Here is a 12,739-nt window from a genome sequence, read left to right as displayed (position 1 = left end):
ACATTGCGGCGACTGAGGTCGCCGCAATGCGTTGATCCCGAGTTGCGGGCACGATGTTGGCGTCGTATCCCGCGCGCCTGCATGACGTCGCGGCCCTATCGTTTCGGCCCCAGCGTTGCGGCCCGTGCCCCCCACCTTCACTTCAGGAGCTATCTCCATGACGCCTGCACCAGAAGATATCCGAGTGCTGTCGAGTCGCTTGGGTGAACTGTGCCTCAAGCGTCAGGTCCAGGTGACCACCGCCGAGTCCTGCACCGGTGGCGGCGTGGCCACCGCGATCACCGATATCGCAGGCAGCTCGGACTACTTCGAGACAGGCTATGTGACCTATTCCAATGCCGCCAAACAGCGCCTGCTGGGGGTGCCATTGGCCTTGCTGGAGCGCCACGGGGCCGTCAGTGAGTCAGTGGTCGAAGCCATGGTGGCTGGAGCATGTGCCGAAAGTGGCGCATCCCATGGCGTCGCCATCAGTGGTGTTGCGGGGCCTGGCGGGGGCAGCGACCATAAGCCGGTGGGCACGGTCTGGTTTGCCTTTGCCGCAGATGGCGTATGCGTGGCAGAACGTTGCCACTTTGCAGGAAATCGCGATGACGTGCGCCGCCAAGCCATTGCCTACGCGCTGCAGGGGCTGATTGATCGGCTGAGCTAACGCCAAAGCTAGCGTTAGCCCCCAGGGTGATGATGTTGGCGGCCGGCGGCTCGCTGGCATTGGACTCCGATGGCAGCAATAGGCCTGGAGCAGGGGTGGTGGTCAGCGCATTTTTTCGTCATACTACTGTTCAGTCATACAGTAATTGCCAGGGTCCGGCGCAGGGCCCGATGGGGACCAGGACACGCCGTTCGGCCCCGATCCATTGTCTACAGGAGCTCCGAAATGGCGCAGGATCAAAACCGCAGCAAGGCGCTTGACGCCGCTCTTTCTCAGATCGATCGCCAGTTTGGCAAGGGCACGGTCATGCGTCTGGGCGATGCCCCCAGGGTGGTCATGCCGTCGGTGTCCACCGGCTCCTTGGGTCTGGATATCGCCCTGGGCATTGGCGGTCTGCCTTACGGGCGCGTCGTGGAAATCTTTGGCCCGGAATCCTCGGGCAAGACCACGCTGACGCTGTCGGTGATCGCTCAGGCACAAAAGGACGGCAAGACCTGTGCCTTTATCGATGCTGAGCACGCCCTTGACCCGAGCTATGCAGAAAAGCTCGGTGTTAACCTGGATGATCTGCTGGTCTCCCAGCCGGATACCGGCGAGCAAGCCCTGGAAATCTGCGACATGCTGGTCCGTTCCGGCGGTGTGGACGTGATCATCATCGACTCGGTGGCGGCCCTGACTCCCAGGGCGGAAATTGAAGGCGAAATGGGGGATTCCCACGTGGGTCTCCAGGCGCGTCTGATGTCCCAGGCGCTGCGCAAGATTACCGGCCACATCAAGAACGCCAACTGCATGGTGGTGTTCATCAACCAGATCCGTATGAAGATTGGTGTGATGTTCGGCAGCCCGGAAACCACCACTGGTGGTAACGCCCTGAAGTTCTATTCCAGCGTGCGCCTGGATATCCGCCGCACCGGTTCGGTCAAGCAGGGCGATGAGGTCACCGGTAACGAAACCCGGGTGAAGGTCGTCAAGAACAAGGTGGCTCCGCCGTTTCGCCAGGCCGAGTTCCAGATTCTCTACGGCAAGGGCATCTATCACGCCGGCGAAGTGGTCGATCTGGGCGTCCAGTGCAAGCTGGTGGACAAGGCAGGTGCCTGGTACAGCTACCAGGGCAACAAGATCGGTCAGGGCAAAGCCAATGCCGCCCAGTTCCTGGAAGACAACCCTGCGATCATGGAAGAGATCGAGTCTCAGATTCGTGCTCAGCTGCTGGTCCAGCCAGATCCCAAGAAGGAAGAGCAGGACAAGCAAGCGGAAGCCGCACCAGCGGGTGACGACTTCGGCGATGACCTGCTGTAATTCGCTGCTGCGGTACTGGATGGGGGTAGGCAACGCCGGCCTCCATCGCCATTCGGGCCCCTGCTAGGGGCCCGTTGCGTTTTGACGTTCACCAGGTGGGTGGGGCGCGCGCCGTACCACGCCGAGCATGAATGCTGGTGGTCATGCAGTGCACAGACGGGAGGCTTGCATGCGCAAGGCGAGAACGGAGATGTCGCCACGGGAGCAGGCGGTCGAACTGCTCGCCCGGCGTGAATATGGTCGTCAAGAGCTGACGACACGGTTGCTGAGCCGAGGGCACGAGCATGATGAGGTCGAAGCGCTGCTGGACGAACTGGCCGAGCAGGGCCTGCAGAGTGATCGTCGCTTCGCCGAGAGCTTTCTGCGTGGACGGGTGCTGCGCGGGCAGGGGCCGGTCAAGATGCTGGCGGAGTTGGGGCAGCGTGGGGTCGACCGGGAGTTGGCCAGAGACGCCCTGAGAGAGATAGAACAGGAGGAGTCGGTGGACTGGTATCAACTGGCGACCGAGGCCCTCGAGCGTCGATTCGGCAGAGGGCCGGCAAGCGACCCGAAAGAGCGGGCAAGGCGAGAGCGCTTCCTGGCCGGGCGAGGGTTTGATTTTGATCACGTCCGCGAGGCACTGCGCGCCATGTCTCAGGCAGATACCTAGTATCGTTGAAGGCTCATATAAAGCGGTGTGGTTGTCCGCCCATCCCAGGGCTCGTGTGCAGGTGTTTTACGTGACCCACTTTAGTCGCTTGACAACTACGCTATAATGTCCTCTTTTGCGACGGCTCCGGGGTGTGGTGTCATGCCCGGTAGCTGCCGGCGTGCCACGCCAGCTGGCCGGCTCGACGCGCTCTATCGCTCATCGTCACGGGTATTTCATGAAAAGCGCAGATATCAGACAGGCCTTCCTGAGGTTCTTCGAGGAGCACGGTCACACTCGCGTGCCGTCCAGCTCCCTGGTGCCGGGCAACGACCCGACCCTGCTGTTCACCAATGCCGGCATGGTGCCGTTCAAGGATGTGTTCCTGGGGCGTGATCCCCGCGACTATGTCAGGGCCACTTCCTCCCAGCGCTGTGTGCGCGCTGGAGGCAAGCACAATGACCTGGACAATGTCGGCTACACCGCTCGCCATCACACCTTTTTCGAGATGCTGGGCAACTTCAGTTTTGGCGATTACTTCAAGCGTGACGCCATCGGCTTTGCCTGGACCTTTCTGACCGACGTGCTGGGGCTGCCTAAGGAAAAGCTGTGGGTCACGGTGCACATCAGTGATGATGAGGCCGAGCGCATCTGGAAGGACGAGATCGGGATTGATCCCGAGCGCTTCTCCAAGCTGGATGAGGACAACTTCTGGCAGATGGGCGACACCGGTCCCTGCGGGCCCAGCTCTGAGATCTTCTACGACCATGGCCCTGAGGTGTGGGGTGGTCCTCCCGGCAGTCCGGAAGAGGATGGCGACCGTTACATCGAGATCTGGAACCTGGTGTTCATGCAGTTCGATCGTGACGCCAGCGGTGAAATGACCCCGCTGCCCAAGCCGTCCATCGACACCGGCATGGGCCTCGAGCGGATCGCCGCGGTCATGCAGGGCGTGCACTCCAACTACGAGATCGACCTGTTCCAGAATCTGCTCAAGGCCGCTGCAGAGGCTACCGGTACCGACGATCTGGCGTCTCCGTCGCTGCGGGTGATCGCCGATCACATCCGCTCCTGCGCATTCCTGATCACTGATGGCGTGCTGCCTTCCAACGAGGGGCGCGGCTACGTCCTGCGCCGGATCATTCGTCGTGCCATCCGCCACGGGCATAAGCTCGGCGCTCAGGATGCATTCTTCCACAAGCTGGTGGCGGCCCTCGACAGCGAGATGGGCGAGGCCTATCCCGAGCTGCGCAAGGCCCGCGATCAGATCGAGCGCGTGCTGCTCAAGGAAGAAGAGCAGTTTGCACGCACCCTGGACCACGGGATGGGGCTGCTCGAGCAGGCACTGTCGCAACTGGATGGGGATACCCTGGCCGGTGAGACCGTGTTCAAGCTTTACGATACCTACGGTTTCCCCTACGACCTGACGGCAGACGTGTGTCGCGAGCGTGGCGTGACCCTCGATGAAGAGGGCTTCAACCGTGAGCTGGAGGCCCAGCGCGAGCGTGCCCGTGCCGCCAGCCAGTTTGGAGCCGACTACAGCGCCACTATCGAGCTGGATGGCGCGACCGAATTCACCGGTTATGACCGCCTCGACGACCAGGCGCGCGTGGTCGGGCTTTATGACAGCGAAGGCAATGCTCTGGAGCGGCTGACTCAGGAGCAGTCCGGCGTGGTGGTGCTGGATCGTACCCCGTTCTACGGAGAATCCGGCGGGCAGGTAGGGGATACCGGCTATCTGTCCTTTGGTTCGGGACGTTTCCTGGTCAAGGATACCCAGAAGCAGTCCGGCCACCACTTGCATCAGGGGATGCTGCTGGAGGGTGAGCTGGTCGTGGGCGCAGACGTCACGCCGCAGGTGGATTCCAGCCTGCGTGCCGCTACCGTGCGTAACCACTCGGCCACACACCTGCTGCACAAGGCGCTGCGCCTGGTGTTGGGCGAGCACGTTCAGCAGAAGGGCTCGCTGGTGACGCCCGAGCGCCTGCGCTTCGACTTCAGCCACTTTGAAGCGATGACCGCCGAGCAGCTCAAGGAAGTGGAGCGCCTGGTCAACGAGCAGGTGCTGGCCAATGCTCCGACCCGCGTCGAGACCATGACCCTCGATGAGGCGAAGGAGAAGGGGGCCGCGGCGCTGTTCGAAGCCAAGTACGCCGACAGCGTCCGCGTCCTGACCATCGGTGCCGACGATTTCTCGATAGAGCTGTGCGGCGGCACCCACGTGGCACGTAGTGGCGATATCGGCTGCTGCCATATCGTCGCGGAAAGCGGCATTGCCTCTGGCGTGCGTCGTATTGAAGCGATCACGGGTGAGGGGGCGCTGGCCCACTTCGCCGAGCAGGAGGCGCGCCTGTCGCGGGTGGCCGAGCGCCTCAAGGCCAAGCCTGAACAGCTGGAGGAGCGGGTCGAGAGCTTGGTGGAGCGTAATCGCGGCCTCGAGAAGGAGCTGGAGCGGCTCAAGGCCAAGCTGGCCAGCGCGGCAGGCAGCGACATGCTGGCCAAGGTGGTCGAGGTCAAGGGCGTCAAGGTCCTGTCCACCCGCCTGGAGGGCGTGTCAGGCAAGGAACTCCGCGGCATGCTGGATCAGCTCAAGAACAAGCTGTCCTCAGGCATCGTGGTGCTCGGTGTGGCGGATGAGGCCACTGGCAAGGTCAGCTTGATTGCCGGTGTCACCGATGATCTGACCGCCAAGGTCAAGGCTGGCGAGCTCGTCAATCATGTCGCCAGTCAGGTCGGTGGCAAGGGCGGTGGCCGCGCGGATATGGCACAAGCAGGGGGGAGTGACGTTCAGGCGCTTCCTGGCGCACTGGAGAGTGTGCCCGCCTGGCTCGATGCCAGGTTGTAGCCCCTGCGGGGTCGTGGACTCGAGAGAGTCCACGGCCCTTTTTTCTGTCTGACACAGCGCTGTGCAGATACAGCTTCGCAGAGACAACAGTTTCATTCATTGGAATCCAACGAGCGAGGATGACGGCATATGGCACTATACGTACAGAAGTTTGGTGGGACGTCGGTCGGCTCGGTGGAGCGGATCAAGGCGGTCGCCGAGAAGGTCAAGGGCTTTAGAGACCAGGGCCATCAGGTCGTGGTGGTGGTATCTGCCATGAGTGGCGAGACCAATCGCCTGATCGGTCTGGCCAACGAGATCAACGACGAGCCTACCCCCCGCGAGATGGACATGCTGGTGTCCACCGGTGAGCAGGTGACCATTTCCCTGCTGGCCATGGCGCTACACAAGCTGGAAGTGCCCGCGACGTCCTACACCGGCTCGCAGGTTGGCATCATGACCGACAGCGCTCACACCAAGGCGCGTATCCAGCGTATCGAGACAGATGAGATGCGCGAGGATCTGGATGCCGGGCAGGTGGTAGTCGTTGCCGGCTTCCAGGGCGTCGATGCGGAAGGCAATATCACGACCCTTGGTCGTGGTGGTTCAGATACCACCGGTGTGGCGCTGGCGGCCGCGCTCAAGGCTGATGAGTGCCAGATCTATACCGATGTAGACGGTGTCTATACCACCGATCCCCGCGTCTGCAGCAAGGCCCAGCGCCTGGATGAGATCACCGTGGAAGAGATGCTGGAGCTCGCCAGTCTCGGTTCCAAGGTGCTGCAGATTCGCGCTGTCGAATTCGCCGGTAAGTACAATGTCCCGCTGCGTGTGCTGTCTAGCTTTGAAGACGGCCCCGGCACCCTGATCGTTGCAGACTCTGACCAAGACGAGGATTCCATGGAAGAACCGCTGATTTCCGGTATCGCCTTCACCGCCAATGAAGCCAAGCTGACCCTGCTGCACACTCCTGACGTGCCGGGCGTGGCCTCGCGCATCCTGGGTCCGATTGCCGATGCCAACATTGAAATCGACATGATCGTGCAGAACGTTGCGCCGGCGGGTGACTACACTGACTTCACCTTTACGGTCGCCAAGGGTGATTACAAGCAGACCATGCGCATCCTCGAGCAGCAGGTTATCCCTGATCTGGGCGGCGGTGAGTTGCGTGGAGACGATAACATCGCCAAGGTGTCACTGGTGGGTGTCGGTATGCGCTCTCACGCGGGGGTCGCTTCGAAGATGTTCCGCGTGCTGGCCGAGGAAAATATCAACATCCGCATGGTGTCCACCTCGGAAATCAAGATTTCCGTGGTGATTGACGAGAAGCAGATGGAGCTAGCGGTGCGCGCCCTGCACAAGGCTTTTGGTCTCGATAAGGCAGACATCGAGAGCGAATAAATTCCTCGACGCGGCGCACACCATCTACGCTTTAAGGAGTCCCCGGTACCGCTACGGCGGTAGGGGGCTTCCCTTAAACGGCACAATCAGGTGTCATGAGTCGCTAGTGCTCGCCACCAAGAAAGAGGGCACGTCGTTCGGAGACGGGACGGCGTAGCGGCTCACGTAACAAGTCTGAGAAGGAGATCAGTCATGCTTATCCTGACACGCCGCGTCGGCGAAACTCTGATGATCGGTGACGATATCACCGTTACGGTTCTAGGAGTGAAGGGAAACCAGGTGCGTATCGGCGTCAATGCGCCGAAGGACGTTGCTGTACACCGCGAAGAGATCTATCAGCGCATTCAGCGTGAGAAAGCGGATGACGGTAGCGTTGATGACGAGTGACAGCGCAGAGACCTTGCGCAACTTTTTTTGTCACGGGCTGGACAAAGGCCTTAAGTCTCGGTAGGATACGCACCGTGCCGATGAGGGAGAGGTGGCCGAGTGGCTGAAGGCGCTCCCCTGCTAAGGGAGTATGGGGTTTATAGCCTCATCGAGGGTTCGAATCCCTCCCTCTCCGCCATTTGCCTGTAGTGAAGCGAGTAGCGGCAGTCAAAGGTCTTCATGGGTACTGACAAGAAGGCGTATCTGTCGTCTTGTTATCGTAAGTGTGAAACGCGCCCGTAGCTCAGCTGGATAGAGTACCTGACTACGAATCAGGTGGTCGGAGGTTCGAATCCTCCCGGGCGCGCCATACACTTGCACATCGTGGTTTGTGCTGTCCTGACGTCGCCAAGCGCTGCAGGAAGGAATGAGCACATGTCACCTGCAATACGATGTATTGCTCACGCGCCCGTAGCTCAGCTGGATAGAGTACCTGACTACGAATCAGGTGGTCGGAGGTTCGAATCCTCCCGGGCGCGCCAGAATTTCACCCGCTCTCTCCGGAGGGCGGGTTTTCTGTTTGTTACCGTGCTGCGACGGTTCTGCTTGAGTGTCCTGTTGAGCGCTTGTCGGTCGACGGTGACTTGCACTCGCCTCAGGAGCTAGTGGCAGCGGTCTACTCTCGCGTTTTTTCATGCTGACCGGCTTGCGGGCTCGCCGCCCGGTCGCGATCGTTTGGGCGTCCATCTCTCGATGGACGCCTTTTTTTATGCTCGGCACAAACGGGTGTCAGTCTGCGGCTATCGCCTGGGGTCTGGCGTTTAGTGCCCTGTGGCGGGCGGGTGAGCCGGATTCGGGGGTGTCAGCGGAGAGTCCGGCGATAAAGTCATCGAGATCGGTGATGCGTCTCAAGGCCTTGAAGCGGGCTGCGGACTCCTCGTCACGTGCTCTCATGTGGTTCATCCACTGCTTTAGTAGTGATACCACCACTTTCGCCGGGAGTATGCTACGCTGCATTGCAGCATATTCCATGAGCACTTGTGCGCGCTGTGCCCAGGTCGTGGCTGGAAGGCGTTCGCCGGTGAGCTGCCAATGTTTCAGGCGCGGGGCGAGGAGGGGGTCGGCGAGGGCGCCGCGGCCCAGCATGACGTCGGTGCAGTCCGACAGGGTGCGTGCCTTCCAGTAGTCTTCGAGGGTGAAGATGTCGCCGTTGGCCACGACCGGGATGCGCAGGCGTTGGCGGATCTTGCCGATCCACTCCCAGTGGGCCGGCGGGCGATAGCCTTCGTCGCGGGTTCTCGCATGGACGACCAGCTGTCTGGCGCCGGCGGCCTCCGCTGCCAGGGCGCAGTCCAGGGCCAGGCGGCGGTGGGAGAATCCGAGCCGGATCTTGGCGGTCACCGGGATGTCCTCGCCGACGGCTTGATGCACTGCGGCGACAGCAGCGGCCAGTCGGTGAGGGTCGCGCATCAGCGACGCGCCGCCGTCGTGACGGTTGACCAGCTTGGCCGGGCAGCCAAAGTTGAGGTCCAGGCTGATGGCGCCCAGGCGCAGCGCTTGTCGCGCGTTGGCTGCCAGGGCGTCCGGGTCTGAGCCGAGCAATTGCAGGTGTACTGGGATGCGTGACGGCGTCGTGACGCCTTGCGTCGCCAGTTCAGGGCAGTGCTTGTAGAACACTCGGGGCGGCAGGCGTGCGTCAACGACGCGGACAAACTCGGTGACCGTCCAGTCGAAGCCCTGCTGTCGGGTCAGCAGGTCGCGGGTGTTGGCATCAATGACGCCCTCCATGGGCGCCAGCCCTATGCGACCTTCGTCCAACCTATGTCTATGTAGTAAATTAACAACCAAAACTGCTACCTTTAGACCATGGCTATACGCCGGGGGTGTGGCAGGGTATAGCAACAAAAAATATGCGCAAGCCGAATGATCTAGAAAGATCAAGGCAACTTAGTCGTCGTAAAGCGGAGGATCCCGCATGAACGAATCACAGCTTGTTAGCGAGGGTTTGTCCCTCATGGCCCTTGGGATGGGCTTCGTTTTTGTTTTTCTTACGGTTCTGGTGGTCACGACGACACTGATGTCGCGTGTCATCGGGCGCTTCTTCCCGGAGCCGGTAGCCGAGGCTTCCGCTCCCCGCTCAAGAGCGGCGCCGACGCAGGACGACACTCTGATGGCGGTAATCGCTGCTGCTGTTCACCGTCACCGCCAAAAGCGATGAGTCTGCCAGGCGCTGTCAGTGGGCTCGTCAAACCACGTTGTTGATGAGCTCCCTCGCACAGTGCCGGCGGCCGTGATTTTCGACGAAAGCGCTTGGTATCGACAAGCCATAATGATAAGGACTCGACCATGAGCGACACTGCACGCCCACTTGGCATCACCGATGTCGTGTTGAGAGACGCACACCAGTCTCTGTTTGCGACCCGTATGCGCATCGATGACATGCTGCCCATCGCCGAGAAGCTCGACAACATCGGCTTCTGGTCACTGGAATCGTGGGGTGGGGCCACCTTTGACGCTTGTATCCGCTATCTCGGTGAGGATCCGTGGGAGCGGATACGGGCGTTGAAGGAGGCCATGCCACGTACTCCACAGCAGATGTTGCTGCGTGGGCAGAATCTGCTCGGCTACCGTCATTACGCCGACGATGTGGTGGATCGCTTTGTCGAGCGCGCCAAGACCAATGGAGTGGACATTTTCCGTGTCTTCGACGCCATGAATGATCCGCGCAACCTCGAGCGTGCGATCAAGGCGGTGAAGGCCAACGACGGCCATGCCCAGGGCACGATCTCCTATACCAAGAGTCCGGTACACACCCTGGACAGCTGGGTAGAGCTGGCGCAGTCGATCGCTGACATGGGGGCCGACTCCCTGGCGATCAAGGACATGGCGGGCTTGCTGACGCCTTACGATGCCTATGAGCTGGTCACCAAGCTCAAGTCGGCGCTGGATATTCGCATTCACCTGCACTGTCACGCCACGACCGGTCTATCGTCGGCGACGGCCCTGAAGGCGGCTGAGGCGGGTGTCGATAACGTCGATACGGCCATTTCTTCCATGTCCATGACCTACGGTCACAGCCCCACTGAATCCTTGGTGGCCATGCTCAAGGGAACCGACCGCGATACCGGCCTTGATCTTGAAGCGCTCGAGGACATTGCGGCCTACTTCCGCGAAGTGCGCAAGAAGTACGCCGCATTTGAAGGTTCTCTCAAGGGCATTGACTCACGCATTCTGGTGGCTCAGGTGCCTGGTGGCATGCTGACCAACATGGAGAACCAGCTGAAAGAGCAGGGTGCGGGTGACCGGCTCGACGATGTACTGAACGAGATTCCGCGGGTGCGCGAAGACCTGGGCTTCATTCCTCTGGTGACGCCTACCTCACAGATTGTGGGCACCCAGGCGGTCATGAACGTGATGATGGGGGAGCGGTACGCCTCTATCTCCAAGGAGGTGCAGGCACTGCTGAAAGGGGAGTACGGTGCCGCGCCTGCGCCCTTCGAGCGAGACCTGCAGCAGCGTGTGCTGGAGGGCGCCTCGCCGATGACCGAGCGTCCGGCGGATCGCCTTGAGGCGGAGATGCCGCGCCTGACCGAGGAGCTGCTTGCCAAGGCCAAGCAGGATGGCATTCGCCTGGCCGACGGGGAGCAGCAGGTCGATGATGTGCTGACCTATGCACTGTTCCCGCAGATCGGTCTCAAGTTCTTGAAAAACCGGGACAACCCAGACGCCTTTGAGCCTGCTCCCGAAGCCGAGACGGCGCCGGCCGCAACAGAGCCCGCGGCCAGTGCTCCGGCCAAGTCGGCGGCTCAGTCCGGTGGTTCAGACACCTACACCGTCACCGTCAATGGCACCGCCTATGTGGTCGAGGTTGCCGAAGGGGGAGATATTTCCCAGGTTCAGCCTGCAGCAGCGTCCGCTACGCCAGCTCCGGCGTCCGCCGCTGGAGGCGAGGCCTCATCCGGAGCCACGGTGCAGGCGCCGCTGGCGGGCAACATCTTCAAGGTCAACGTCAAACCCGGTGATAGCGTGGCGGAGGGCGACGTGGTGATCATCCTTGAAGCGATGAAGATGGAAACAGAGGTACGCGCTGCGTCGTCGGGAACCGTGTCCGATGTGAAGGTGGCTGAGGGTGACAGCGTAGCTGTCGGTGATGTACTGGTAGTGCTCTAAGGACGGGTCATGGAGAAGATACTGACGCTCTGGTACGGCTCCGGCCTGTATAACCTGACGCTCGGCCAGGCGGTGATGCTGGTGGTGGGTCTACTGCTGCTGTGGTTGGCCGTCGCCAAGAAGTTTGAGCCGCTGCTGCTGGTGCCGATTGGTTTTGGTGGGATTCTCGCCAATATTCCCGAGGCGGGTCTGGCGCTGTCCGCGGCAGAGCAGGCCGCTCATCTGGGTCGCCCTGAACTGCTGGCGCAGATGGCTCAAGCCTTGGGGATCAGCTTGCCCACCGGTGCTGAGCTGGATATCTGGCGCCACACCCTGTCTGACGCGCTGCACGGGGACATGTCCCCGGCGCTGATTCGCGCGGCCAACGATGTGGCCATGGACGGTGGCTATGCCCACGGCATGTTGTTCCAGTTCTACAACGTGGCGATTGCCTCAGGTATTGCGCCTCTGGTGATCTTCATGGGGGTGGGGGCGATGACCGATTTCGGCCCGCTCCTGGCCAACCCTCGCACCCTGTTTCTCGGTGCTGCGGCCCAGTTCGGAATCTTTGCCACCCTGTTGGGGGCAGTAGCGATGACGGCGATGGGGTGGATGGATTTCAGCCTCAATCAGGCCGCTGCGATCGGCATCATCGGCGGCGCCGATGGGCCGACGTCGATCTACGTGTCGAGCATTCTGGCGCCGGAACTGCTGGGTGCCATCGCCGTGGCGTCCTATTCCTACATGGCGCTGGTGCCGTTGATTCAGCCTCCGATCATGAAGGCGTTGACGACGCAAAAGGAGCGTAGCATCGCCATGACCCAGCTGCGCCCAGTGTCGAAGCTCGAGAAGATCGTGTTTCCTCTGGCGCTGTTGATTCTGGTGGTGCTGTTCTTGCCTGACGCTGCACCCCTGTTGGGCATGTTCTGCTTCGGCAACCTGATGCGCGAATGTGGCGTCGTTGAGCGTCTGTCGGATACCGCACAGAATGCGCTGATCAACACGGTGACCATCTTTCTGGGGCTGTCGGTGGGCTCCAAGCTGATGGCCGACCGTTTCCTGGCAGTGGAAACCTTGGGCATCCTCGGTCTTGGTATGGTGGCCTTTGCCATTGGCACGGCGTGCGGGGTGCTGATGGCGAAGTTCATGAACCTGGTGAGCAAGCACCCGATCAATCCGTTGATCGGCTCTGCCGGCGTGTCGGCGGTACCCATGGCGGCGCGAGTGTCCAACAAGGTCGGGCTCGAGTCCAATCCTCACAACTTCCTGCTGATGCATGCCATGGGGCCAAACGTGGCAGGCGTCATTGGTTCCGCGGTGGCGGCTGGGGTGATGATCAAGTACCTCGGATAGGTCCCGGCACTACGCCATATGCCCAGGGTCGGCGTGACGTCTGATCCTGGCAGCCACATGCGGCGCCCCT

Annotated in this window: 10 protein-coding genes and 3 tRNA genes; 12 read left to right on the top strand and 1 reads right to left on the bottom strand. The window is 61.3% G+C overall.

Annotation, left to right across the window (positions count from 1 at the left end; translation table 11 throughout):
• Positions 1 to 157 precede the first annotated feature (157 nt).
• The 9 genes from KUW18_RS03210 to KUW18_RS03170 all read left to right on the top strand — a co-directional run bounded on the left by KUW18_RS03210 (position 158) and on the right by KUW18_RS03170 (position 7,709).
• Positions 158 to 649: a CinA family protein gene (locus KUW18_RS03210; RefSeq protein WP_206940201.1), complete on the top strand. Its 492-nt coding sequence runs from the start codon at positions 158 to 160 to the stop codon at positions 647 to 649.
• Positions 650 to 874: 225 nt separating this feature from the next.
• The gene (gene recA / locus KUW18_RS03205; protein ID WP_206940191.1) at positions 875 to 1,948 is read left to right on the top strand and encodes a recombinase RecA; all 1,074 of its coding nucleotides are present in this window, start codon (positions 875 to 877) and stop codon (positions 1,946 to 1,948) included.
• A 169-nt stretch (positions 1,949 to 2,117) separates the two neighbouring features.
• Positions 2,118 to 2,597, top strand: a complete 480-nt coding sequence (locus tag KUW18_RS03200; protein WP_222161597.1) for a regulatory protein RecX — start codon at positions 2,118 to 2,120, stop codon at positions 2,595 to 2,597.
• Between the two features lie 217 nt (positions 2,598 to 2,814).
• Positions 2,815 to 5,421, top strand: coding sequence for an alanine--tRNA ligase (gene alaS / locus KUW18_RS03195; RefSeq protein WP_222161598.1), 2,607 nt, complete (start codon positions 2,815 to 2,817; stop codon positions 5,419 to 5,421).
• A gap of 129 nt (positions 5,422 to 5,550) precedes the next feature.
• Positions 5,551 to 6,801 (top strand): aspartate kinase, encoded by a 1,251-nt coding sequence (locus tag KUW18_RS03190; protein WP_206940185.1) that lies wholly within the window; start codon positions 5,551 to 5,553, stop codon positions 6,799 to 6,801.
• A gap of 192 nt (positions 6,802 to 6,993) precedes the next feature.
• A complete protein-coding gene (csrA, locus tag KUW18_RS03185; protein ID WP_206940183.1) occupies positions 6,994 to 7,188 on the top strand; it encodes a carbon storage regulator CsrA in 195 nt (64 codons plus the stop codon).
• 85 nt (positions 7,189 to 7,273) lie between these two features.
• Positions 7,274 to 7,366, top strand: a tRNA-Ser gene (locus KUW18_RS03180).
• 94 nt (positions 7,367 to 7,460) lie between these two features.
• Positions 7,461 to 7,537, top strand: a tRNA-Arg gene (locus KUW18_RS03175).
• Positions 7,538 to 7,632: 95 nt separating this feature from the next.
• A tRNA-Arg gene (locus tag KUW18_RS03170) sits at positions 7,633 to 7,709 on the top strand.
• 247 nt (positions 7,710 to 7,956) lie between these two features.
• Here the strand turns inward: KUW18_RS03170 and KUW18_RS03165 are convergent.
• Positions 7,957 to 8,955 (bottom strand): tRNA dihydrouridine synthase, encoded by a 999-nt coding sequence (locus KUW18_RS03165; protein ID WP_206940180.1) that lies wholly within the window; start codon positions 8,953 to 8,955, stop codon positions 7,957 to 7,959.
• Positions 8,956 to 9,142: 187 nt separating this feature from the next.
• Between KUW18_RS03165 and KUW18_RS03160 the strand changes: the two genes are divergently transcribed.
• From KUW18_RS03160 to KUW18_RS03150, 3 genes are all read left to right on the top strand, one after another.
• Positions 9,143 to 9,385 carry an OadG family transporter subunit gene (locus tag KUW18_RS03160; protein WP_206940179.1) on the top strand — a complete coding sequence of 81 codons (243 nt, stop codon included), beginning with the start codon at positions 9,143 to 9,145 and terminating at the stop codon, positions 9,383 to 9,385.
• A 128-nt stretch (positions 9,386 to 9,513) separates the two neighbouring features.
• Positions 9,514 to 11,337 carry a sodium-extruding oxaloacetate decarboxylase subunit alpha gene (gene oadA / locus KUW18_RS03155; protein ID WP_222560808.1) on the top strand — a complete coding sequence of 608 codons (1,824 nt, stop codon included), beginning with the start codon at positions 9,514 to 9,516 and terminating at the stop codon, positions 11,335 to 11,337.
• A gap of 9 nt (positions 11,338 to 11,346) precedes the next feature.
• The gene (locus KUW18_RS03150; RefSeq protein ID WP_206940175.1) at positions 11,347 to 12,669 is read left to right on the top strand and encodes a sodium ion-translocating decarboxylase subunit beta; all 1,323 of its coding nucleotides are present in this window, start codon (positions 11,347 to 11,349) and stop codon (positions 12,667 to 12,669) included.
• Positions 12,670 to 12,739: the final 70 nt, after the last annotated feature.

Source organism: Halomonas sp. DP5Y7-2, from assembly GCF_019802025.1.
GTDB classification, from domain to species: Bacteria; Pseudomonadota; Gammaproteobacteria; order Pseudomonadales; family Halomonadaceae; genus Halomonas; species Halomonas litopenaei_A.
The sequence above is the reverse complement of the archived record's forward strand: the minus strand, read 5'-3'. Positions and strand labels throughout refer to the sequence as shown.